Origin of the sequence: Leptospira wolffii serovar Khorat str. Khorat-H2, assembly GCF_000306115.2 — a bacterium.
In the GTDB taxonomy this organism is placed as follows: domain Bacteria; phylum Spirochaetota; class Leptospiria; order Leptospirales; family Leptospiraceae; genus Leptospira_B; species Leptospira_B wolffii.
This window is the reverse complement of the sequence record NZ_AKWX02000004.1, coordinates 85,481-108,322: the sequence shown is the minus strand read 5'-3', so window position 1 is coordinate 108,322 and position 22,842 is coordinate 85,481. Positions and strand designations below refer to the sequence as shown.

The 22,842-nt window shown below is 46.8% G+C and carries 19 protein-coding genes and 1 pseudogene; 3 read left to right on the top strand and 17 right to left on the bottom strand.

Annotation, left to right across the window (positions count from 1 at the left end; all coding sequences use genetic code 11):
* Window positions 1-45 precede the first annotated feature (45 nt).
* Genes plsY through LEP1GSC061_RS00510 form a run of 4 tightly spaced genes read right to left on the bottom strand, consistent with a single transcriptional unit; the run spans window position 46 to window position 5,598 of the window.
* The gene (gene plsY / locus LEP1GSC061_RS00525) at window positions 46-675 is read right to left on the bottom strand and encodes a glycerol-3-phosphate 1-O-acyltransferase PlsY (RefSeq protein WP_016543311.1); all 630 of its coding nucleotides are present in this window, start codon (window positions 673-675) and stop codon (window positions 46-48) included.
* Complete coding sequence (gene der, locus LEP1GSC061_RS00520; RefSeq protein WP_016544124.1) at window positions 672-2,045, bottom strand: ribosome biogenesis GTPase Der; 1,374 nt, start codon at window positions 2,043-2,045, stop codon at window positions 672-674. Before der ends, plsY begins: the two co-directional genes overlap by 4 nt.
* A complete protein-coding gene (gene smpB / locus LEP1GSC061_RS00515; RefSeq protein WP_016544044.1) occupies window positions 2,045-2,530 on the bottom strand; it encodes an SsrA-binding protein in 486 nt (161 codons plus the stop codon). Before smpB ends, der begins: the two co-directional genes overlap by 1 nt.
* Before the next feature lie 35 nt (window positions 2,531-2,565).
* Entirely contained in the window at window positions 2,566-5,598 is a 3,033-nt protein-coding gene (locus tag LEP1GSC061_RS00510; protein ID WP_016543930.1) for an AAA family ATPase, read from the bottom strand.
* 200 nt (window positions 5,599-5,798) lie between these two features.
* Between LEP1GSC061_RS00510 and LEP1GSC061_RS00505 the strand changes: the two genes are divergently transcribed.
* The 3 genes from LEP1GSC061_RS00505 to pdxH are packed head-to-tail and all read left to right on the top strand — an operon-like array spanning window position 5,799 to window position 8,418.
* Window positions 5,799-6,911: a pyridoxal phosphate-dependent aminotransferase gene (locus tag LEP1GSC061_RS00505; protein WP_016543760.1), complete on the top strand. Its 1,113-nt coding sequence runs from the start codon at window positions 5,799-5,801 to the stop codon at window positions 6,909-6,911.
* A 15-nt stretch (window positions 6,912-6,926) separates the two neighbouring features.
* Window positions 6,927-7,772 carry a prepilin peptidase gene (locus LEP1GSC061_RS00500; protein ID WP_016543789.1) on the top strand — a complete coding sequence of 282 codons (846 nt, stop codon included), beginning with the start codon at window positions 6,927-6,929 and terminating at the stop codon, window positions 7,770-7,772.
* A 4-nt stretch (window positions 7,773-7,776) separates the two neighbouring features.
* The gene (pdxH, locus tag LEP1GSC061_RS00495; protein ID WP_016543590.1) at window positions 7,777-8,418 is read left to right on the top strand and encodes a pyridoxamine 5'-phosphate oxidase; all 642 of its coding nucleotides are present in this window, start codon (window positions 7,777-7,779) and stop codon (window positions 8,416-8,418) included.
* Here the strand turns inward: pdxH and LEP1GSC061_RS00490 are convergent.
* The 13 genes and pseudogenes from LEP1GSC061_RS00490 to LEP1GSC061_RS00430 all read right to left on the bottom strand — a co-directional run.
* Window positions 8,415-9,620, bottom strand: coding sequence for a bifunctional 3,4-dihydroxy-2-butanone-4-phosphate synthase/GTP cyclohydrolase II (locus tag LEP1GSC061_RS00490; protein ID WP_040507499.1), 1,206 nt, complete (start codon window positions 9,618-9,620; stop codon window positions 8,415-8,417). The genes pdxH and LEP1GSC061_RS00490 overlap by 4 nt on opposite strands.
* 135 nt (window positions 9,621-9,755) lie before the next feature.
* Window positions 9,756-10,361, bottom strand: a complete 606-nt coding sequence (locus LEP1GSC061_RS00485; RefSeq protein ID WP_016543502.1) for a riboflavin synthase — start codon at window positions 10,359-10,361, stop codon at window positions 9,756-9,758.
* A complete protein-coding gene (locus LEP1GSC061_RS00480; RefSeq protein ID WP_016543546.1) occupies window positions 10,343-11,605 on the bottom strand; it encodes a bifunctional diaminohydroxyphosphoribosylaminopyrimidine deaminase/5-amino-6-(5-phosphoribosylamino)uracil reductase RibD in 1,263 nt (420 codons plus the stop codon). Before LEP1GSC061_RS00480 ends, LEP1GSC061_RS00485 begins: the two co-directional genes overlap by 19 nt.
* Window positions 11,602-12,540 (bottom strand): protein translocase subunit SecF, encoded by a 939-nt coding sequence (gene secF, locus LEP1GSC061_RS00475; protein WP_016543639.1) that lies wholly within the window; start codon window positions 12,538-12,540, stop codon window positions 11,602-11,604. The genes LEP1GSC061_RS00480 and secF overlap by 4 nt, the downstream gene beginning before the upstream one ends.
* Complete coding sequence (gene secD / locus LEP1GSC061_RS00470) at window positions 12,533-14,479, bottom strand: protein translocase subunit SecD (protein ID WP_016543430.1); 1,947 nt, start codon at window positions 14,477-14,479, stop codon at window positions 12,533-12,535. The genes secF and secD overlap by 8 nt, the downstream gene beginning before the upstream one ends.
* Before the next feature lie 10 nt (window positions 14,480-14,489).
* A complete protein-coding gene (locus LEP1GSC061_RS00465) occupies window positions 14,490-15,206 on the bottom strand; it encodes an SRP-less Sec system protein (RefSeq protein ID WP_016543313.1) in 717 nt (238 codons plus the stop codon).
* Window positions 15,207-15,248: 42 nt separating this feature from the next.
* A complete protein-coding gene (gene yajC, locus LEP1GSC061_RS00460) occupies window positions 15,249-15,587 on the bottom strand; it encodes a preprotein translocase subunit YajC (RefSeq protein ID WP_016543424.1) in 339 nt (112 codons plus the stop codon).
* A 62-nt stretch (window positions 15,588-15,649) separates the two neighbouring features.
* On the bottom strand, window positions 15,650-16,660 hold the full coding sequence (trpD, locus tag LEP1GSC061_RS00455; protein ID WP_016543955.1) for an anthranilate phosphoribosyltransferase: 1,011 nt from the start codon (window positions 16,658-16,660) through the stop codon (window positions 15,650-15,652).
* Window positions 16,650-17,384, bottom strand: a complete 735-nt coding sequence (gene pgsA / locus LEP1GSC061_RS00450) for a CDP-diacylglycerol--glycerol-3-phosphate 3-phosphatidyltransferase (protein WP_016544065.1) — start codon at window positions 17,382-17,384, stop codon at window positions 16,650-16,652. Before pgsA ends, trpD begins: the two co-directional genes overlap by 11 nt.
* Window positions 17,381-18,706 (bottom strand): 30S ribosomal protein S12 methylthiotransferase RimO, encoded by a 1,326-nt coding sequence (rimO, locus tag LEP1GSC061_RS00445; RefSeq protein ID WP_016543826.1) that lies wholly within the window; start codon window positions 18,704-18,706, stop codon window positions 17,381-17,383. The genes pgsA and rimO overlap by 4 nt, the downstream gene beginning before the upstream one ends.
* An 11-nt stretch (window positions 18,707-18,717) precedes the next feature.
* A complete protein-coding gene (locus tag LEP1GSC061_RS00440) occupies window positions 18,718-19,848 on the bottom strand; it encodes a helix-turn-helix domain-containing protein (protein WP_016543876.1) in 1,131 nt (376 codons plus the stop codon).
* Between the two features lie 29 nt (window positions 19,849-19,877).
* On the bottom strand, window positions 19,878-20,615 hold the full coding sequence (locus LEP1GSC061_RS00435; protein WP_016543374.1) for a LolA family protein: 738 nt from the start codon (window positions 20,613-20,615) through the stop codon (window positions 19,878-19,880).
* A gap of 100 nt (window positions 20,616-20,715) precedes the next feature.
* Window positions 20,716-22,629: pseudogene (locus LEP1GSC061_RS00430) on the bottom strand (DNA translocase FtsK); the annotation flags it as partial.
* Between the last annotated feature and the right edge of the window lie 213 nt (window positions 22,630-22,842).

Genomic DNA, 22,842 nt, shown 5'->3' with positions numbered 1-22,842 from the left:
GACGGCGCTCAAGGGCTTCGACGAAACCTAGGAGAATGAACTGGGCTACTGATCTTTATATTTTTCCTTATCGGAGGCGAATTCTCGCCCTTGGAGAAGACGGATCAAGTTGGTTCTATGAAGAATAAGAATCGCAAAACTTATCCCGCAGATCGTCCAGAACGTGGGAGTATTGTAATCTTTGGACTGCCAGATCGCAAATAGAACATAAGAAATCGGTAAAGCAATCGCTCCTCCGATAGAACCTATGGACACGAAACCGAAAATTCTCTTTAAACTAAGGAATACGATCAGGGTGGCCAAAATAGGAATCGGCGCCAAAACGGAAAATACTCCGAAACTGGTGGCGACTCCCTTACCTCCCTTGAATTTTAAGAAGGGGGAAAACATATGCCCTAACACCGCGGCAACTCCGCAGAGTAAGGCCAAAATCTCCTGAGTATCCGAATAGAAGATACGAATCGCCAAAGGAGGGACTACGCCTTTTACGATATCGAGTAGCAGAACGGGCAGTCCTACCTTCCAGCCTAGGATTCGGCTCACATTGGTGGCGCCTATATTGCCGCTTCCTTTTTTACGGATATCCAGACCGTATTTCTTGGCGATCAAAAATCCGAAAGGCACGGATCCGACCAGAAAGGAAGCTCCAATATATGATAAAAACGTAAGGCTCATTTTCGATCCGATCTAAGTTCCAAACGGATGGGAATTCCCTGGAGATTGTATTTTTCCGTCAGCTTCTTCTTTAAGAAGCTCAATAGATTGGATTTAAAATAATCCACATGATTTACGAATAGAATCAAATGAAAGGGAGAGACCGATACTTGGGTGCAATATAGCATCTTAGGAGGTCGATTCGCGGAGAAGGACCGCCCCGCTTCCGTCATCCAGGTTCGAAGAGATTGATTCAATTCGGACGTGGAAATTTTCCGTTTGGCTCTTCCCGCCAGATCCAAGGTCATCTCCATGAGCTTGTGGATACGTTGCTTTTCTTTGGCGCTCAATGTGATGATCTGTATTTCTCTCAAAAGAGGAAAGCGAGAATACAATCTGTCCTTATATTCGTTGAAAGACTTGGAATCCTTGTCCTGGACGGTATCCCATTTATTGACGGCAAGTAGGAAAGGTTTTCCTTCTTCTTGTAAGAGGGAGACGATTTTCTTGTCGAATTCTCCGAAACCTTTGAGTGCATCCAATAGATGAATGACCACATCCGAGGATTCGATGGTCCTTTTCGTTCTTTGGTAAGAGTAAAACTCAAGTGCTTCCGCTTTATCGGATTTCTTGCGAATCCCGGCTGTATCGACGATGCGTATTTTTTTTCCTTCGAAAGTAACTGAAGCGTCCACGGAATCCCGGGTAGTCCCGGCCACATCGCTTACCACGGCTCTTTCGAATCCGCAAAGAGCGTTCAATAGACTGGATTTTCCGGAGTTAGGTTTACCTACGATCGCTAAATTAAAATCCTCTTCCGGAGTCGTTTCGGTCGTCTCCTCTTCGCTGATTCTTCTTTTTGCATTAGGTAAAAGGAATGCGATTTTTTCGAGAAGAAGAGGAAGATTTCTCCTACCCATAGCGGATATTGGAAGAATTTCGGAAAGGCCCATACGATAGAAGGAATCCAAATCCTCCTCATCTTCGGGATGATCCACTTTATTCACGCAGAAAAGCACAGGAATGGAATTCAACTCCGGATCTTTTCGGAATTGTTCTATGAGCTTGGAATCGTATGCGGTTACTTCTCTCAGATCCAAAAGGAAAACGACTAGGTCGGATTTTGATAATTGTCGAAACGCGTTTTCAAGTACGGCCTCTTCGAGAGCTTCGGGTCTTTCTATATCTAGACCGGGAGTATCGCATAGAAAGAAATCCAATCCTTTCTCGGGATGCAATACTCTTGCCTGGAGAACGTCTCGAGTGACTCCGGGATAATCTTCCGTGATCGCCAATTTCTTTTTTAAAAGGGCGTTGAATAGAGTGGATTTACCCACGTTTTGTCTACCGACGATACTTACGACGGGTGTATGTTTTTTCTTAGAGGACATTAGGAGAAATTTTTGGCCTTCATGGCTCTTGCGATTTCCATTTTTGCGTCGCTTTTCTTGAGATCTTCCCGCTTATCGTAAAGCTTTTTAGGCTTAGCGACCGCGAGTTCCACCTTGGCCCAGCGGTTGTCTTTGAAATAGACTTTCGTAGCGACGAGTACGAGTCCCTTCTCCTTAACCTGTTTTTCCAGCTTCTCGATCTCTTTTCTTTTTAGGAGAAGTTTGCGGGGGCGGATCTCCGGATGATTCGCATAACCGCCGTTCTTATAGGGAGTGATGGAAAAACCGTCCAGAAAGACTTCTCCATTCTTGATCTTAGCGAACGCGTCGGTAAGATTCGCTTTTTTTTCTCGGAGACTTTTGACTTCCGATCCGGTCAATACGATACCCGCTTCGATGAACTGAATCAGCTCGAAGTTGAATCTGGCTTTTTTGTTTACCAGAGGCTGGGGTAATCCCGAATCTTTTTCCTTCTTCTTTCCCATCTTTAAGTCGTAGACGGTCTCTCACCGTCCGCCGCTTAATTTCGGGAAGAATGGTGGGTCAAAATCAAACGTCCCAGTTCCGCTCCGATTAAGTTCGGCATATTGTAAAAATTTTCGGACGTGATCTGAATCGAATCCGGGAAAAGGTGCTCTGCTATATATCTGCGACCCAATCCCACGCCCAAAAACACGTAGTTCTTATTCGAATGCTTTAGAATTTCCGCCCTCAGGCGTCTGTTATCCCGGGACTGGATCTCCTGCTCGATCTCCGCCTTACCTCTCTGGCCCCGAAAATCGGAAATCATGACCAGTATTTTAGTCTGGGCATCCGGGGAAAAGTAGGATTCTATCTGTTCCAACAATTGGTATTCTTCTATGGAATCTCCCTGCCAATCGGAACGAAGCGAATCGAACATCTCTTCTTCTTTCTTCTCGTCGAAATATTCGTCCATTCTCTTAACCTGGACCAGATCTATCCTGTCCTTACGGTTCATTCTATCCGAATAAGCGGTAACGGAGAAGTTCACGTCGTGTTCGTCCAGAATATGGGCGGAGGATAGCATGGCGGAAAGTGTCGCCACGGAGTATTCGAAGTTGAAGATACGACGGGATTTGGAAACTAGGAAAGCGACCTCGACTCCCTTCAGCTTCTCCTCGTCCTTATCAATGATAGTCTTATCGAATACCTTGGAGTCCCCCTTTCCGGAGAGAAAGGAGATATACTTGCGAGTGTCGATCCGACTTCCCTCGCTTTTATAGATACGGTTGATGTCTATCTCCGGATCGAATAGTCTTTCCAGATTGAGTTGGACTTCCTCCAAACTTCTACCGAAGACTTCTTTGAATTCCTTGATACTCGTCTGGATGGTATATTCCCAAAGGATCCTACGTTTCGCAAGAAAGGCCTTGTATAATTCTTCCGTGCGGTAGCCCCAGGCTCCTCCTCCGCCCGCGGGTTCTCCTTGTCCCATATTGCCCCGGGTCTCCTGACCATACCATGCATCGGGACCTTCTTTCCTTTGGCCTCCCGTTTCCGGAGTATTGATCTCTAAACCTTCCCGGAGTTCTCTTCCCGAGTTTTTCAACTCCGCTTTTCCTGTGAGGGGTTCCCTTTTATGGAGTTCCGGATCCCACCAACGTTTCTTTTCGATTTCGGTGGAGGGAGTCAGAGTTTTTTTTTTCTTTTCCTCCAGCTCCTGGAAGAATTCCGAAACGATCTCGATTCCCGATAAAGAAAATTCTAATATTCTTTCCAGTTCCTTCCGTTCTCCCGGATCGGATACCTGGTTGGTGTATGCGATCTTACCGCCTCGGAAGGCGATCTCGCGGATCCCTTCCTTTCCGCTCTTCTCGTCGGCATACTTGACGATATGATCCTTCCATTGTAGAAGATTGGAGAGTCCGAAAGTATAAGGCATTAGGTTTGCGGATCCTATCGTTCTCTTCTTGGACAGGTCCTTGATCTTGGTATGAAACTCGGCCATTTTGGAGACGAGGTCCCCTTCCGGAAGATAGAAGTTTAGAATTTCCTTAAGAGTTTCCGAATCTTCCAATTCCGGAAATAATATGGAAGTGAAACGGTTCCTAAACGCTCTGGAAATCGTAGGAGTGGATTTAGTCTTACGGAAGAGTTTCAATGCGAAGATTCTGGATTCCTTCTGCAGTGCGAGAGGAGCATCTTCGGAACTTTCCGGAGGAAGCACAAGTGCACGGGCGTCGTCCGTAAGCATATTCATCTTTTCCACGAGTTCCGCACCTGCAGCCTCGAGATTTGCGATGAGAATATTCCCTCCCTCTCTGATCCCCTTAGTCAAGGGTCCGTCCACCCATCCCACTTTGGAACCGTCGATCGGCTTCAGGGCTCCAATGATATCAGCGGTATGGATCCCCTTACACAGGTTTACGGATTCCAAAGGCACTCCCGAAATTTCAGTAAAGAGGGGAAGCACGAATTGAGGATCCTGTTCCTCAGAATATTCGATTAGAATATTCTCCCGGAAAGCTACGGCGGTATATACTTTCTCCGCGAATTCACGTAGTTTTAAAGGTAAAGGCACGGATGAAAGGATTTGTTTGGCCTTGGACTCGTCCGAGACCGCGATTTCCTTATCGTTGCAGAATAAGGATCCTTTATGAATTTCGAATTTAGGCTCCGGAAGTTTGGGAGGAATCTTCAGCCCGGTTTCCTTCAGGATGGCGTCCGTCTGTATCCTACGATCTTCTTCCTTCCGGAATGGTTCCGCGTAAAAATTCCATAATTCCCGGTAAAGAAGTTCCGGAGTATCCGTCTTCAGGCTTAGGATACGATTGCAAAGTTTCTTTAAATTACGGATATTGAAATGGTATTTTTCCAGGTCGCCTTTTCCCAGAGCGCCCGCGACCACTTTGGATTCCGTATCCAGGGAAAGACGGATGCAGGATTTCAGAAGATCCTGGCCCATAGCAGGATACAATTTTCCTAAAATATAAAGTATTTCGTCCGGAGTATGCGGATCTATGAATACGGTTGCGTAATAGCGGGTGATGTCGAATGGAAGAGGCTTCCTTCCCTCGAAGCCTTCCGATGGATTTTGGGTTCCTATGAAACTGAAACCGTCGACGGCCTGGATCCTGGACCCGTCCCCTTCTATCAATTCCAGATAATTGGATTCGTAAACTGTGGAGAATCTTTTGATGATATGGGGGGGACAGAGGTTCATCTCGTCCGCCACAAAACTCGCGCCGCTCCTGACCGCGGAAGTCAGAGGTCCGTCGGCCCAGGCAAAACCCTTTCCGTCCAAAAGCAGTCTGTAGGAGCCGATCAAATCCTCAGGCAGAGTATCCTCATTGAAACTAAATCTGGCGGTGGGATGATTTCGTTTAAAGTTAATATAATAAATGAGAGCGTTTTTTCCCACGCCCGCGTCCCCCACGAGTAGAACAGGACGGTTTTCGAGGAGCGGATAGAGAATATTCTGCAGATTGCGAACGGTGGAGTCCGTCTCCACCAGATCGGAACCCAGGGATCCGGAGTTATTTCCTAGTTTGGATTTTGGGACTTTGATTCCGGCGATTTGTACGGTTTCCATGACCCCAAGATCCGAAATGGAGAAGCGGGAGGCAATCCCAATTCCTTCTCTTAGTTCGCCTATTGGTTGGGAGCTCCAACCGTTCCGGTGAGACAGAATTTTTTTAGTTCCTACAAAGAATAAAAAGACTCACCGGTTTTTTCCCGAGCTCGGAAAATTTCCGTTTGTTGTCCAAACCGCCTATCGGTTAGCGTACTTTTATGAGCCAGAGTACCCTCGACTACGTTCTCGCGCAAAGAATCCAAGGATTGGACTCCTCCGCGATCCGTAAAGCTTTCGAACTTGCGGGAACCTTAAAGGACCCCATCAATCTTTCCATAGGACAGCCTCACTTTCCCTGTCCCCAAAATATCATAGAGTCGGGAGTCAAGGCCCTAAAGGACGGTAAGACAGCCTACACTCTGACTGCGGGCATTCCGGAACTGAAAGAGGCTTTGGCTAGAAAATACAAGGACGAGAACGCGATTCCTTACGCGAATCCGGATAGAATACTAGTCACCTCGGGGATTAGCTCCGCTTTTTTACTTTTATTTAATGCACTTCTGGACCAAGGCGATGAGTGTCTTGTGGTCACTCCCCACTTTCTGATGTATCCGGCTTACATCAAGATCTACGGGGGAAAGATGCATACTGTCTCCGAAGATTTCCAACCGGAAGATCTGGCCGCCTTCCAAAACAAGAAACTGAAGATTATCATATTCTCCACTCCTTCCAATCCTACGGGAACGGTCTTAAACCGAAATCAATTGGCGGCTCTCGCGGATTTGGCGGAAAAAACGGGCGCCTATCTCATCTCCGACGAGATCTACGAAAAATTCGATTACGATAAGGAATTCCTATCCGTAGGATCCTTTTACGAGAGGGCGATCACTCTTTCCGGATTTTCCAAGACCTATAGTATGACCGGACTCCGACTGGCATCCATTTTGGCTCCGGCTCCCATCATCAAGGCTCTTACCACTCTGCAACAATACACTCTAGTTTGCGCTCCTTCCGTTACCCAATGGATGGGGATCGAGGCGCTCAAGACGGATATGCAGCCTTATATAGATGATTATAAGGAAAAACGGGACTATGTTTACGAAAATCTAAAGGACCATTACGGGATCAAGAAAAGCGGAGGAGCCTTCTATTTCTTCCTAAAGATCAAAGAGAAAGACGAGGACTTTATCGTTCGTGCGGTCAAAGAAAAAGGCCTGATTCTCGTTCCGGGTTATATATTCGTGGATTCCAAGGAATACATACGTATCAGCTTCGCATCCGAATGGGAGAATCTGAAACGGGGAATCCAAGCCTTGAAGGAACTCGCGTAAGAGCGGAAAATCGCTTTGACCGAATTTTACTCCGAGTTTCCCGGTCTGGTATTCGTTCTCTGGATCGGAGGTTTTTTCATAGCTTCCGCATTCGGTAGCTTCTACTCCACTATGGCGTATAGAATATTACGCTTCTATTATGGAAGAGAAAGAAAGATCGGATCCGGGCTATTTCGCTTCCGCAAAATCCTTTTGGAACCTTCTTCCTGCGAATCCTGCGGCAAAAAATTAAGTCCCTCGGAGCTGGTTCCCATATTCGGTTACTGGATTTCCGGAAAAAAATGCGAGAATTGCGGTTCCTCTATCAGTCCTTTATATTCTTTGACGGAAGCAGGATTCGGATTCTTGTTCGTAATCTCCTTTTATTTAAGCTCTAATTTCTACGCATCGCTCGTTTTCGTTATATTCTGCGGCCATCTACTTATAGCGGGAACGACCGATGCGCGTAAATTCTCATTGGATTACGAAAATCTACCCTTCATTCTATTCTTCGGAGGATTGCTGAATTATCTTCTATTCGGATCCCTTCCCGAAAAATCGGATTGGATCGTGTTCGCCTGTTTTCTTGCGATTTTCTTCATTGTTCATTTCGTTTTTCCTAGCGGCATGGGATTTGCCGACGCGATATTCGCGCCTTCCTTCGCGTTTCTTTGCGGTCACCCTTGGTGGATCTTTTTCATCAATGCGGCGTACGCGCTTGCAGTCTCCGTAACCGTCGTCACTCGAAAAAAAGGACAAAGCCTAAGAGGAGTTCCTATACCCATGGGAGTCTATTTCTCCATCGCACTCGCTTTGACATTTCTCGTAAAGATGGCTTCAAATTCGGGTTTACTTCCCTCCCTTTTTCCATCCATCCTCTAATCGTATGCAAAAATCCATCGCGGATATCAGAAACGATTATCATAAGGCCAGTCTAGACGAGAAAGAAATAGGAGCGTCCCCTCTCGATTTCTTCAAGACCTGGTTCGATCAAGCATTGCACTCCGAAGTCAAGGAACCGAACGCGATGACTCTCGCCACCGTCACCGAAGGCGGAGGTGCCGACGCAAGGATCGTACTCTTAAAAGGGATAGAGGACGGAGGCTTCCAATTCTATACCAATTATTCCAGCCGCAAAGGAAAGGAATTAGAAAAGAATCCGAACGCATGCCTCGTATTCTTCTGGCAGGAATTGGAAAGGCAGGTTCGAATCCGAGGCAAAGTGTCGTTTCTTTCCCGCGCACAATCCGAGTCGTATTTCCATTCTCGTCCTTTCGATAGCCAAATAGGAGCCTTGGCGTCCTCTCAAAGTGCGGAAGTAATCGATCGAGCATCCTTGGAAAAGATCTTCGAAGAATTGAAAGAAAAATATGCTGGTAAAACCGTTCCTATGCCGCCGACCTGGGGAGGATATGTATTGCATCCTTCCGAAATAGAATTTTGGCAGGGAAGATCGAGCCGCCTACACGATCGGATTCTTTTCCGATTAGAAGGCGACTCTTGGAAGAAAACTAGACTGCAGCCTTAGTTCAGACCGAGTAAATGTCCCATTCTCATCTTCTTAGTGAAGAGATAATGGTGGTTGTTTCCTGTGGGTTTGATTTCTATCGGAATACGATCCGTGACTTCTAAACCGTAACCTTCGAGTCCTACGATCTTGCGGGGATTATTCGTGAGAAGTCTCATCTTCTCCACTCCTATGTCCTTTAAGATCTGGGCGCCTACTCCGTATTCGCGTAGATCGGGAGCGAACCCTAATTTCTCGTTGGCCTCCACGGTGTCCATACCCTGGTCTTGCATATTATAAGCCTTGAGCTTGTTAATAAGACCGATGCCTCTTCCTTCCTGTCTCATATAGAGAAGGATTCCCTTCCCTTCCTGAGCGATCATGGAAAGAGCGGAATGGAGTTGCGGTCCGCAATCGCAACGACCGCTTCCGAAGATATCTCCCGTAAAACATTCGGAGTGTACTCGAACCATTACCGGTTCGTTCTTATCGATATCTCCCTTGATAAGGGCCACATGCACCTTATCATCGATGAGTGTGGAATACGCTCTTACGATAAAATCCCCGTATTCGGTAGGAAGTTTAGTTTCCACTTCCAGACGAATTAGATTCTCTTTCTTCCTTCTGTAACGGATCAGATCCTCTATCGTGTAGATATTCAGTCCGTGCTTTTGTGCGAATTTTTCCAAATCAGGAAGACGAGCCATACTACCGTCGTCGTTCATAATTTCGCAGATCACTGCGGCAGGATACAATCCCGCTAGTTTTGACAGATCCACGGAAGCTTCCGTGTGTCCCGCTCTGCGGAGTACTCCTCCGGAAACGGCTTGCAGAGGAAATAAATGCCCCGGCTTCATCAAATCCTGAGGAGTCGTATTGGGATCTATCAGTACCTGAATGGTCTTGGCTCTGTCCTGAGCCGAAATCCCCGTAGTAGTTCCTTCTTTCGCGTCCACCGAAACGGTGAATGCGGTTCCGTGTTTGTCTCCCAAACTTAAGTCATCCACCATACGATTCAGACCTAACTGGCGCAAACGGTCTCCTTCCATAGGAAAGCAGATCAAGCCTCTTCCGAAAGTGGCCATGAAATTCACTTTGTCTTTATCCGTGAATTGGGCCGCACATACGAGATCCCCTTCGTTTTCCCGGTCCTCCGAGTCCACGAGAATGATCATCTTCCCCGATTTTATGTCTTCGATTGCCTGTTCAATGGAGCCGATCATGATTCCACCTCATTTCTTGGACTGGTTTTTTGCCATTCATAAATCCGTAAAATCCGGAAAAGTATATCAATAGTTGGGTTTCCGAACCGAGGAAGGTTCGGTTCGTAGGAAGAAGTCCGTCGTATTCTTCTTACTTTAAGAGAATTTGGAGATCTGCTCCAGATACCTAGCGATCAGATCCACTTCCAAATTCACTTTGGCACCGACCGACCAAGCTTCCGCGGCATTTGTGACCTCTAGGGTCTCGGGGATAAGCACGAGTTCGAATTCTCCCGGCCTGGAATCCACGATCGTAAGAGAAATCCCGTCCACGGTAACGCTTCCTCTGACTGCGAAATATTTGGTAAAGGAAGGATCGTGAGATACTATAAACCTTCTTACCTTTCCCGCATCCTTATCTTCCACAAGCGAGATGGTTCCCGTCAGATCCACATGACCTGTAACGAAATGTCCCCCCATTCTGGTATGAGGTTGCACGGACCTTTCCAGATTGATCCTCACGCCTTCATGGAAATCTCCGAAGTTCGTTAGTTCTAGAGTTTTGTAGGAAGAATAGAATTCGAATCGGTTTCCTTTTTCGGAAAAGGAAGTCACCGTATGGCAAGCACCGTTCACCGAAATGGAGTCACCGTTTTTTAGATCCGGGTCCTTCCAAATCGTGGAGACTCGGAAAATTTTTCCGTCTCCCGTATCCTGTACGGATTCGATTTTACCGGTAGTCTCTATGAGTCCTGTGAACATGCTCTCCAAACCTCCCATTCGTCCGAACCTATCCTAGCCTTCCATTCCATGGAAAAATTCCCTTTCCATTCGGGCAAGATTCCTTTCGAAAAAGAGACGGATTCGGATCGAACCTTTAGGATCCCCTCTTCAGGAGAAAGTCGGGGCGAAAAATTTCGATAGAGAAAATTTCCTCCTTCTATCAGTGCAAGGTTCACTCCCCAGTCTCCCAGCCTTTTGGAAACCGAATCGAAAACCGAGGAACTCGAATACCTTTCCACTCTGGAATCGGAAAGCTCCGATAGAAGTCCCAGCATACGAGAAGAATACTCCGTATTCTCCTCTATAAAAAATGCGACTCGAGACAACGAATACTCTCGGTTGAGTCTCTTTTGCTTTTCTAGAAAATCCGAAGGAATTTTATCCTCGGTGGAAAGAAAGAATACGCGCAAAGGCTGGTAAGCGAATACGTTTTCCTCATGGATCCGAAGAATCTCGGAATCCTTTGCAAATTTCGGTAACAGGGAAACCAAGCCCGGAAAACCGGAAAGATTCCCTTCCATTAAGAATTCCGAATATTCTACCGGGACCGGTTTCTCTTTGGACGGCCTAAAATCCAAACCGGGCAGATCGATCTGGACCGTTTTGGGCCCGACCAAAATCGCGTCCACCTTGGCTCGAAGTAAGGAAAGATAAGAGTCCGATTCGGGAGAGGATATCTTCTCTCTCTCCCCTTCTCCTGAACTAAAAAAACCTTCCCGACTCAAGGAACCCTTTATCAGAAAAGCAGGACGTTCCTTTCCGATCCGACTCATAAATCCGAATAGAAAAACCGAGGCGATCTCTTCCAGCTCCGGAAGGGAAATCACTTGAATACCCGCGTCCGCTAGTTTCGCCAGACCCGAGTTGCTTTTTACCAGAGGATTCGGATCCTTCCATCCGTAATAAAGAGCCTCCGGCTTTTCCTCCAGAATCAGATCCACGCAAGGAGGAGTCTTACCGAAATGAGAACAGGGTTCGAGAGTCACATACACATAATGCGGGGGTAGATTTCCGTTCGGAATCCTCTCGCGGAGAATGCGGTACGCTTCTCTTTCCGCGTGATTTCCTCCCGTTTGTCTTGTGGATCCGGAGCTAAGAATCTCTCCCGTGCGAGCATCCTGTATGACGCAGGCGACGGGAGGATTTGGAGAAGAATATCCTAAGGAGATAAAGGAAAGACGATACAATTCCTCCCGAATAGATTTCGGGAGGAGAGGACTCAAGACTTACGAATCCTATGGGATATATGGTCGTAGATATCCACCAAAGGAGCAGCGATAAATACGGAGGAGAAGGTTCCGAGTATGATCCCGAAAGTGAGAACATATGCGAAATCGTATAATTCCACAGCACCGCCTATAATAATCGCCACCACGGAAATCAAAGTCGCAAGAGAAGTATTGAAGGTTCTCGTCAGGGTTTGGTTGATCGAGAGATTGATTACTTGCGAGAACGTATCCCTAAGATTTCCGGCATTTTCACGGATCCTATCGAAGACCACGATGGTATCGTTGATGGAATATCCGAGAAGAGTCAAGAGCGCAGCGATAATCGGAACGCTAGGCTTGATCTGAAAGAAACCGATGAAAGCGATCGTGACCACCAAGTCATGCATAAGAGCCAGGATAGCGCTTAATGCGAACTTGAATTGGAAACGGAAGCTTAAGTAAAGCATGATAAAAAAGAGAGTCATGGCGAGAAGACTCACTCCTGTGGAAGTCAACTCCGCTCCTACGACAGAACCCACTTGGTTCGCGGAAAGAACCGCCTTGGAATCCAGCTTGAAGTCCTCCTGTAAGAGTCCGATCAACGCGTCGATCGCAGAAGTCTGTTTAGCCGTTACGTTATCTTTACCTTTCCTTTCCAGGTATAGTTGCTTGATTCGGTCCACGGATCCCAGACCGATATCGATCTGAAAATGGTTCTTGTCCTTATCCATGAGAACTAAGACGGCTTCCAGATTCTTAGAGGAGAAATAGTCTTCTATATCCTTTCTTTCCACGGTTTTGGGAAATTCCACGACTGCTCTAAGCCCCCCATCGAAATCCAAGGATGTGGCGAACCCGCCGTATTTTCCGAAAGTGACACCGAACCCGATTAGGATGAGCAATGCGGAAAAACTGATGGAGATGTATTTATATTTTATAAAATCAAACATTCTTGGACTCCAATTTTTTGAATCCGATCTGGAGTTTGCGAACTCCGAATTTATTCACAAGAATATCCATGATCATACGGCTTAAGAATAGGGAGGTGAACAAAGAGGTCACGATACCCCAGCAAAGAGTGATCGCGAATCCCTTAATGGGTCCGTTTCCTAATTTGATCATTAAAATTCCGGAAATCAAAGTAGTGACGTTACTGTCCATAATCGTCCAGAAGGCATTTTCAAAACCTTGGGAGACTGCAGCGGCCACATGTTTACCGGCGGCTAATTCTTCTTTGATCCTTTCATAAATGATCACGTTGGCATCCACCGCCATACCGACGGTCAGAATGATCCCCGCAAATCCTGGAAGGGTAAGAGTGAAGCCCATGAAGGAGAGTAACGCCATTAGAACGATGATATTCACGAAGAGAGCGAGATCCGCCACGAGCCCCGCCAATCGGTAAACCATCAACATGAATACGATGACCAAAGCGAATCCTAAGAGAACCGCTTTCAATCCCACTTCAATGGATTCGATCCCCAGGGTAGGCCCGATAAATCTGGTCTCCAACTCCACGAGTGGAATCGGAAGGGCTCCTTCGCTGATCACATTGGCCAGATCCGTAGCGTCTTTTTGGGAGAATTCTCCGTCGATCTGAGCGTTACCGCCAGCGATAGGCGCACGAATCACCGGATCGGATATGACCTTGTCTCCCCAAACGATGGCGAGCTGTCTGCCCACGTTCTTGGAAGTGATATCGAAAAATTTCTCGGCCCCTTGGGAGGTTAAGGAGAAGGAAACGTAGTAGGAAAGACGATTTTGATCGTAATTTTCCCGAGCGTTTCTCATATCCTTTCCGTCCAGAGAGATGGCTCTCTCCAATACGACGAATTCTCTAGGAACCATAGGTGCCTTAGGATTCGCGGAGCGGGACCATCTTACGAAAAGTTTATATTTATCCGGGATATTATACTTTTTCTCCATAGACGCCAGAAATTTGTCCTGCTCGTCTTTGCCCAATTTCTGTTTTACTATGTTCTGGAATTTTACGATCTCGGTCTCGTCCCTCTTGTTCTCGGACATGAGTTTGGCCTCTTCCGTATCGATCGCAGATTGATACTGGCCTCTTAGATTCGGATTATTGGGATCGCGACCCGGCTCTCTCAATCTATACTCGACGGTTTCGGTATTACGAATGATGTCCAGAATCTGGGTGGTGTTGCTTACCCCGGGAAGGGAGACCTCGATGGAGTCTTGGTCCTTCTGAATTCTTACCTGAGGCTCGGTCAGGTTTTGGTTGGTAAGACGGTTATCGATGATGAGTTTTGCTTTTTCCAGCTCTGCCAATTTACGGCTAGGAGTCAGCTCGAAGTATCCTTCGATTTCCTTCAGCTTATCAGTGGCCTCTTTTCTTTCCTTTTCGGAAAGAGCGGGATCGTTCTTTCTCTTGGTCTGCTCTTCGATTTCTTTGGTATAGCTGTCCTTAAGCTTGGAGGTATAATCCTCGAAGTCCCCTTTTAGGACGACCCTCATACCACCCTGCAAGTCGAGTCCTAGTTTGATGGTAAGCTGGTGTCCTCCGAGTAGAGTATCCTCTACCCAAGTAAGGCGAAGCTTGTTTTTAGGTTCTAAGATCAGGTCCTCGTTTTCTTGGGAGATCTGGTTGATCTTGGCGGAAGTGATAAATCTTCCCTTAACCAGATAGAAGTCTCCTTCCGGCAAAGTATCCGGACTCGGCTCTATCGTCCAATCACCCTTAGGATTATAATCCTTCTTCCAACGTTCTGCGAAATTCTCCAGAGCCTTTTTACGGGCTTCCTCCGGAATTTCCTTAATTTCCTTTTTGACGGCAAGTTCCAGTTCCCGGACCGCAAAATTGGGGTAAAGCAGCGTTAATGAGGCCGCCACTACCGCTATGGGAACGATAATCCATTGGACCGATTTCAAATTTCAGCTCCTAGTCTCTTCTCACTTTATTGATTGTCACAGGAGAACGCTTGGTGGTTCTTCTGCCCGCGGTTCTAATTTGATACAACGCGAATGCGACAACTATAGTTAAGATAATTATACCTTTCTTATATTCCGAAAAGAACCCAAGTATGACACCCTGATCCTTCTGTTCCGCCGCTTTTCTTTTCTCTTCTTCCTTTTTTTTGTCCTGACCGATCTTCAGGATCTCTCCCAGTTTTTCCCGTATGGAATGGTCTTCCTGGGGAGCAGCGGTCGCGCTAGCGTCGTAACCCGGTAGATGATTAGGGGTCAGGCGAGTCTCTTCGTTCAACCAATACGGCTTCTGGGGCTCTCCCGTAGAATCGGTATTCGCAGAAAGGTCTCTGGCACTCGTCTTTTCTAAGGCCTTTTCCGAGCCGCTCGGGTCTCCGGAATTCTTGCCCTGATCGGGATCCTCGGGAGGAATATCGGTTTCGATCTTCTTCTTGGGTTCTCCGTCTTTGGGCGCGAGTTCCTCTTTCTTGGCTTCGATTCCTTTCTTCTTCTTAGCGCCTTTTTTCCCTTTTTTCTTTTTAACGGTCTTGGCGTTCGTCCCCTGCTTGGAGGCGGTGGAACTTTTTTTAGGTTCGGAAACCTTGTCTAAGAAGTCAATTTCTTCCCCGTCCTGACTGAAAAGCGAGAAGGTCAGGGCAAAGGATATGAGAAGGCATAGGATCTTTTTCATACGTACACCGGTTTACTATACCTATCGGAAGAAGCGGGAATTTTACCCCTCTTTCTCTTTGTCTTTCTTCTTTAAAATGGTACTAGTACTAAAGGATACATTGGTATCTTTTGCGATAGCCAAAACGACGGTCTCGTTATTGTCCTTAAATTCCACGACTTTGCCGTGGATTCCGGAAGAGGTGATCACCACGTCCCCTTTTTGTAGGGACTCGATCATTGCTTTTCTCTTCTTCTCTTCGTTTCTTTGAGGACGAATCACGATAAAATACATGATGATCAACATCACTGGGATCATCGTGTAAATGTTTAAGAATCCGTTTTGAGCGGGTGCCGCTTGGCCTGCTGCTTGAGCTATAAGTAAAAATGTATTCGAGAACATGATTGAAAACCGAGTCTGATTCCTTTGATTAGGTCTATTTTTGAGACCAGTATTTTAGCTTCCTATACTTTGGTAATTAAATTTTGGAAGAATGCTCCCGTTTTTCCGGAAGTCAATTGATCCAAAGCGGTTTTGTAACCTTCCGATATGGAGGAAGCCCTTCCCATGACGAATAGTCCGGCTCCCGCGTTCAAGGCGACCGCATGGGTTCCTGCGGTTTTTTCTCCCGCTAGAATGCGTCTAGCCAGAACTTCCGCCTGATCCGGTCCCGAAGTGAAGACTTCGGAAGGCTCCAATTTTTCCAATCCCAACTCTTTGGGATCGAAATCCTTCCTGGAGATTACTCCGTCTTCCAGAAAAGTATAATCCGTTTTATCGAAGACGGAGAATTCGTCGAAACCGTCCCGAGAATGGCAGACGAGAGCCCTTTTTAGCCCAAGTCCCTGTAAAACTCGGATAAACGTTTCCATCAACTCCGGTTCGTATACCCCGATGATTTGGTATTGAGGGGAGAAGGGATTACTCAAAGGTCCGATCATATTGAACAGAGTCCTAAAGCCCAATTCTTTACGAACCGGTCCCGCGAATCTCATGGAAGGATGCCACATGGGAGCAAACAAGAAGGTGAATCCGCTGGTGACCAGATGAGACTCCACTTCTTCCTGGGTCTTTTCGGTATTATAACCGAGTCTGCTAAGAATATCGCTCGATCCTGTATGAGAAGATACGGATCTGTTTCCGTGCTTAGCGACTTTCAGTCCTAGAGAAGCCAGAGTGAGAGCGGATAAGGTGGAGATATTTACTGTGCCCTTACCGTCCCCTCCCGTTCCGCAAGTGTCCAGCATATCGAAAGGAAAAACGGTTTTGGGTTTCAAAGCGTTCTTGCGAAGGGCCAGACAAAACCCCAGGAGTTCGTCCACGGTTTCTCCCTTCGCACGCATAGCGGTCAAAAAGGAAGAAAGTAGGATTTCCGACACCTCTCCTTTCATTACGGAATTCATGACGTTCTCCGCCTCATGAACGGTTAGAGGCTTCTTTTCCAAAACTTTAATGATCGCTTGTCTAATTTCCATTTTTCCCCAAGGCCCTCCGTATGGAGTCGATACGAATCACTTCCCGATTCGAAACAAGATAACGGATTCCGGAAACCACAGTAATGATCGTGGTGAGAAGCATTCCGAAATAAGGAACGAATCCCCCCAGCCCGAAAATCAAATCGTTCCAACCGGGAGCCCCGTTCTCTTTCCAAGCGCGGATAAAGCCCACAGCATTTTCCGAGGCGATCCCGAATACGGTCATTCCGGCGACTTTTCCCTGTTGGTAGACTTCGTTGATGAGTATACGTTTGCTGGAAGATACCAGAATAAAGAACACGAGGATCAGAATAATCGCACCCATCTGGAAGGCCGTTTTCACTTTGCCCAACATGGTAGTACGTATGGATTTGCCGGAACGGATCGCAAGATAGCGAAGAGTGGTAATGAGCATATCTCGACCGATGATCAAAAGCACCATCCATAGCTCGATTTGTTCATGCAAAAAAATGAATGTGGTAAAACAACCCACCACTATGATCTTATCCGCCAACGGATCCAGGAATTTTCCGAACTCGGTTTCCTGTTTCCATTTTCTGGCCAGATATCCGTCCACGAAATCGGTGAGCGAAGCGATGGAAAACAAAACCAAGGCAGCGATATGATAGGCCTGCTCTTTCTGGTAAAGAAACCAAATAAAGAAAGGGAGGGAAGCTACGCGTAAAACGGTAAGAGTATTCGGTACGTTAATATTCGGATTCAAGATGCCAACCAGGTTCCCATCATATCGTATTCGTAAAACGATTCCACTTTCACTTTTCCGATTGTACCGGGCTTCAGGGAAGGATCTTCCACATAGACCACTTCGTCGATTTCCGGAGCGTCCTGCAAACGTCGAACCACTGCGGTTCCATCCTCGATTCCGTCCACGATCGCGATGTATTCCTTACCGATACGGGATTCGTGGATTTCCTGAAGAATCTTAAGATGTGCCTCCCGGATCAGATTGATCCTTTTGGCCTTTTCTTTTTCCGAAACCGTTTGGGCGACTTCCGCACCTTTGGTTCCGTCTTGAGGAGAATACGCGAATAAATTCAATTTCTCGGGACGGGTCTCCTCCACGAATCTCAGGATCTCATCCACGTCTTCTCCTGTCTCTCCCGGAAAGCCCAGGATAAAGGAAGTGCGGATCTCCAGATCTGGCCGAACCTCTCTCGCTAAGGAATACAGATCCCGGAAAGAAGAATAGCCCCCGCTGCGATTCATAGATTTCAAGACACGTTCGGAAACATGCTGTAAAGGAGATTCCAGATAAGGAGCGATCTTCGGAATTTCTCCCATCAGTCTTAGGATTTTCTCCGCCTTCTTATCCGGATAAAGATAAAGTAAACGTAGGATCTCCAACCCTTCCACTTCCGAAACGGAGCGGATCATATCCAACAATTTGTCGCTATCCTTTCCGTAATAAACGGTGTCTTGGGAGACGAGGCAGATTTCCTTGGCACCCGCGGAAACGGCTCTCCTAGTATCTCTCAGAATTTCTTCCAGGGGAGAATCCACGAATTTTCCCCTAAGGGAAGGAATGATGCAAAAGGCGCAGCCTCGATTGCAACCGTCCGAAACTTTCACATAAGCGTAAGGTTTGGAATAATTTTCGATCCCGGGAGAAAGTTTCATTCTCTCGATCAGATCCGAATTGAATTCCGTTTTTTGGAGAGGAGAAAAGTCCCTTCGAAACGCTTCGCGAATGATCCTGCCCGCCTGGGAATATTTTCCCGTTCCGAAAACCAGATCCACTTCAGGAATTTCAGCGGAAATATCCTTGGGATAACGCTCCGCAAAACAACCGACTACCACCAATTTTTGACCCTCTTGCTTTTTGGCGTGAGCGGCTCCTAAAATCGTCTGTATGGTCTCCTCGGTTGCGGAACGGATAAAAGTACAGGTATTGATCAGATGAAAGTCAGATTCTTCCGGGGTTTGCGCCGGGCTGAACCCTTCCTCCAAAAGAGAATGGTGCATACTCATGGAGTCCACGGTATTTTTGGGGCACCCCAGAGTGGTTATGTAGAATTTCTTATCCAAAGAAGAAGCCTCTACTCGCCGAGCTCCTTGATGATGAACTGAGTGCTATCGTAAGGGTTCGGAGTCTTTACGTAGACCTTCTTCACCAACTTGCCGGGACGTCCCAGTACGACCTTTGGTTTTCCGTTTTGGATCATTTCCACCGCGGATCCGTCTCCGACTTTCAATTCAAGACGATCTTTCGCTTCCAAGGATTTGGTCTCTCCGCTTTGCACGAGACCCCTAAATCCCATCTGTCCGTCTATGATGAATTCGGCGTAACTGGGTTTAGAGAAGAATAAGGTGACCTGAATCGGAACGTCACCCAGAGTCTTGGTGGAATCCTCCCCTTGAGGATTATTCTGGATCGTAGCGCCCGGTTTTTGTTCCTCTTCGCTTAAGGAAACTAGGACTTTTGCTGAGCTACCGGTCACGCTCTGAGCGGTGATCCGGATACTCCTACGCAAAGAGGAAATTTCAGGAATGGAATAGCTAAGCACTTTTTCCTGACCTTCCGCCAAACGGAATTTATAAACCGTCAGTTCGGGATAAACGTTGAAGGCAAGAACCGCGGTGTTCACATCGGAACCTTGCTCCACGGATGAAATGAACAATTTGCATTGTTGGTTAGAAACGCTGAAGCTGACTCCCTGATTAGAGGTGAGAATAAAGCTCTCGGGTCTCGTTTCCGGAACGGAACGATTGATGAAATCGATGCTCTCCGGAATTTCCAGTTTACGACCGCTCTCTTCGGTCACCTCGTCGTCGGAAGAACCTCCGTCCACGAACGTATAAATTAGAATACTTGCAATCACGAGCATTGCCACCGAAACCGCGGTGATGATCTTATTCTTATCGAAATTGAAATCGTAATAGAAATTGGAAGTAGGACGAGTCAATTCCTCCAGAGGAGCCTGGGATTCTTCGATCTTCTCTCCTCTATACAGATTGATGAGCAGTCCGGTATCCAGTTTGAGATAGCTTCCGTAATTTTTTAGGAATCCTACGGTGAACGTTTCTCCGGGAAACTGTGCGTAATCCTCGGTTTCTAAGGCCAGGATATATTTAACGGAGATATTCGTGTCTTTGGACACGTCTTTCACAGTGAGCTTTTTTTCTTCCCTAGCCTCTCTAAGGATTTGCCCTACTCGCTTCTGGTTCAATTTCGCACTCCTATCCAAGAAAGCCCCTACTACTCTTCCGATACCAAGGGATTATTTACGATTTTCGAATTTCCATCCGGGCGGAAATTAAAAACTCCGTCCTCTATGTCCGCATTCTTATCTATACTGGAAAATTCGACGGTAGTGGTTTTTCCTCTGCCGTCGCTTGCGACCGCTTTCTTGATGAAGTAGGTCTCCTCGTCCACATAGAGAGTCATAGTCTCGTAGCCGCCTATTTTCTCCCTTTGTTCCAAGGCCAATACAAAATATTTTCGATTATCTTTGGGAGAAACCTGGGGTTGCTCGATGGAATCGAATTTATAATGGTATTTTCTAAAAATGCGCGATAGACCTTCTTCGGTCATTGCGGAGAATATCGGGCCGGATTTATTCGATTTATTTAATGTAAGATCCTGCTTTCCCGCAGCGTTCAAGCGCTTGATGAAAATCCAAAGAATCTTGCCGTCGGATACGATCTCGTCTCCGGAAGGATCCGAGAATTCGTATTTGATTTTTCCGCCCTTCTTATAGAAGCATACGCCTTTTTTAGTGGTGACTTTCTTATTGGCCTCGGTCTGGATTACGAAGTCGGCCTTATAGGAATTCAGTTCGGTAAAAGTCTTTCGGACTTTCTTTACCACCTCGGAGGGAGAATTCCAATTATGCTTTGCGGAAGATTGGGCCCCAAGGCTAGAAAAGGATAAGAATAAGATGAGCCCCAATATCAGCGTTGAAATTCGGGAAAAAGCGTTTTTGCGATCTTTCATTTAGAGAAAATGCCGGGATTTTTTTTCCAGGATGGAGAGTATCGGCCCCCCTGTCACTTGGTTTCTTTTCTAAGCAGGAAAATTCCCCCCATGAGGCCGTTTAGGCCGAGCGGAGAATTTCCCGACCCTTGGAGCCTAAAATGGGAGATACGTATCCCCTCTCTTCCATGAGTTCCATGATTCGGGCGGCGCGATTATAGCCGATCTTCAATCTTCTCTGCAGGTAACTTGCGCTCGCTTTCCGATCCGTTCTGACGATCTCCCAGGCCTTATCGAATAATTCTTCGTCCATTTCCTCGGCGGATTCAGATTCGGATTCTTCCTCGAAATCCAATTCAACGTAGGTAGGAGCCCCATATTTCTTGGCCTCCTCCACGATCTTCTCGATTTCTTCTTCGGAAATATAGGGAGCCTGGATCCTGGCCAAATCAGCGGAGGTGGGAGACTTGTATAGCATGTCTCCTTTTCCCAAAAGGGATTCGGCACCGTTCATATCCAAAATGATTTTGGAGTCCGTTTTTTGGGCCACATGGAAAGCGATTCTAGCGGGACAGTTCGCCTTGATGAGTCCGGTGATCACATCCACGGAAGGTCTCTGGGTCGCCATCACCAAATGGATCCCTACCGCCCTGGATTTCTGGCTGATACGAGTGATCGCATCCTCCAAATCCTTTCCGGAAACCATCATAAGATCGGCTAACTCGTCTATGAAAACCACCAAATAAGGCATCTTAGCGTAGCCTTCCTTATGGTAGTATTCCTCCACCTTCTCGTTATAAGAACGGAAATCCCTGCATTTGAGTTGGGAAACCGCTTCGTATCTGGCTTCCATTTCTTGGATCACCCAAGAAAGGGACTTAGTCGCTTTACGAGCGTCCTTGATCACCGGCATGAGAAGATGAGGAATATCCTCGAACAAGGAGAGTTCCACCATTTTCGGATCGATCATGATGAATCTCACTTCTTCGGGAGATAAATTCAGCACCAAGGAAGCGATCATTGCGTTCAAGCAAACCGATTTACCGGAACCGGTAGTACCTGCTACTAGTAAGTGGGGCAATTTGTTCAGATCGATGGAGACCAGTTTTCCGGAGATATCCTTACCGATGACGATATTCAGGTCTTTCTTATTTTTAGGAGCAAGAGAAGAACGTAATATATCCCCTAGGAAAACGTCTTCTCTGTGCTTGTTCGGTACTTCTATTCCGATCGTGGATTTACCGGGTATGGGAGCGACGATCCTAACGTTTTTAACGGCAAGGTACATTCTCAACTCGTCCGTAAGAGAGGTGATTCTACCCAATTTCACGCCGGGCGGAGGAGTGAGTTCGTAACGGGTGATGATAGGGCCTCTTTCCCAGGCGACTACCTTGGTCTCGTATCCGTAAACTTTCAGAGCGCTTTGGATCTCGAACGCGACTTTTTCAGACTCCACCTTAAATAGAGCGTCCTGCACTTTCGTAGGATTGGTCTGTAAACGGTTTAAAGGAATATGATATACGGATCTCTTGGAACGGAATGTAGGAACCATGGAGACCGGAGTAAATGGCAATTCTTCCTGTTTCGGCTTTTCAACCGCAATTTCCTTTTGGATCTTGGGAAGAACCGGCGCAACTGGGAGAATCACAGGAGTCTCCACCTCTTCTACCATCGCCTCTACTTCCGGGACGGCTTCTTCTTCCTCCGAATCCTCTTCCCAGGTTTCGGCCTCGTCGAATTCTTCCAATTCCTCATCGGATTCGACCTCATCCTCTACGACTTGCTCCCAAGACAAAGCGGAAGTCGATTCTTCTAGGATCTCTTCCTTATCTTCTATTTCGGGTTCTAAGTATTTCGGTTCTTCCTCGTTTCGTAACGGAACAGGAATCGGGGTCGGTTCGGTTCTGAGATCCAGAACTTTCCAGCCGGAAGAAGTTGTAGGAACTTCTTCCTCCATTTTGGGAGTTCCGTAAACTTTCTCCAAGAGCCGAGTGGAAACGCTTTGGAATTGGAATACCTTCCTATCCTCTTCGAAGAATCCGTGGAGTAACCCCGAATTTCTATACATAGGTTTCGGTTCCATGGGATTGTTTTCCGTTTTTGATTTTGCCTTTTGGATATAAGATTGCAGATCCTTAGGAGAAGAAGAGGCAAAACCTTCCACACGGGAATGCTCGAACTCTCTTTCTCCGTTCGCGGTTTCTCTCCGGAACCATGGAGGAATACTCTCTTCGGAAACTTCTCCTTT

Excerpts from the sequence above, each read along its gene's own strand:
- plsY (WP_016543311.1), bottom strand. The coding sequence starts at position 675 with ATGAGCCTTACGTTTTTATCATATATTGGAGCTTCCTTTCTGGTCGGA.
- der (WP_016544124.1), bottom strand. The coding sequence starts at position 2,045 with ATGTCCTCTAAGAAAAAACATACACCCGTCGTAAGTATCGTCGGTAGA.
- smpB (WP_016544044.1), bottom strand. The coding sequence starts at position 2,530 with ATGGGAAAGAAGAAGGAAAAAGATTCGGGATTACCCCAGCCTCTGGTA.
- LEP1GSC061_RS00510 (WP_016543930.1), bottom strand. The coding sequence starts at position 5,598 with ATGGAAACCGTACAAATCGCCGGAATCAAAGTCCCAAAATCCAAACTA.
- LEP1GSC061_RS00505 (WP_016543760.1), top strand. The coding sequence starts at position 5,799 with ATGAGCCAGAGTACCCTCGACTACGTTCTCGCGCAAAGAATCCAAGGA.
- pdxH (WP_016543590.1), top strand. The coding sequence starts at position 7,777 with ATGCAAAAATCCATCGCGGATATCAGAAACGATTATCATAAGGCCAGT.
- LEP1GSC061_RS00490 (WP_040507499.1), bottom strand. The coding sequence starts at position 9,620 with ATGATCGGCTCCATTGAACAGGCAATCGAAGACATAAAATCGGGGAAG.
- LEP1GSC061_RS00485 (WP_016543502.1), bottom strand. The coding sequence starts at position 10,361 with ATGTTCACAGGACTCATAGAGACTACCGGTAAAATCGAATCCGTACAG.
- secF (WP_016543639.1), bottom strand. The coding sequence starts at position 12,540 with ATGTTTGATTTTATAAAATATAAATACATCTCCATCAGTTTTTCCGCA.
- LEP1GSC061_RS00465 (WP_016543313.1), bottom strand. The coding sequence starts at position 15,206 with ATGAAAAAGATCCTATGCCTTCTCATATCCTTTGCCCTGACCTTCTCG.
- yajC (WP_016543424.1), bottom strand. The coding sequence starts at position 15,587 with ATGTTCTCGAATACATTTTTACTTATAGCTCAAGCAGCAGGCCAAGCG.
- trpD (WP_016543955.1), bottom strand. The coding sequence starts at position 16,660 with ATGGAAATTAGACAAGCGATCATTAAAGTTTTGGAAAAGAAGCCTCTA.
- LEP1GSC061_RS00435 (WP_016543374.1), bottom strand. The coding sequence starts at position 20,615 with ATGAAAGATCGCAAAAACGCTTTTTCCCGAATTTCAACGCTGATATTG.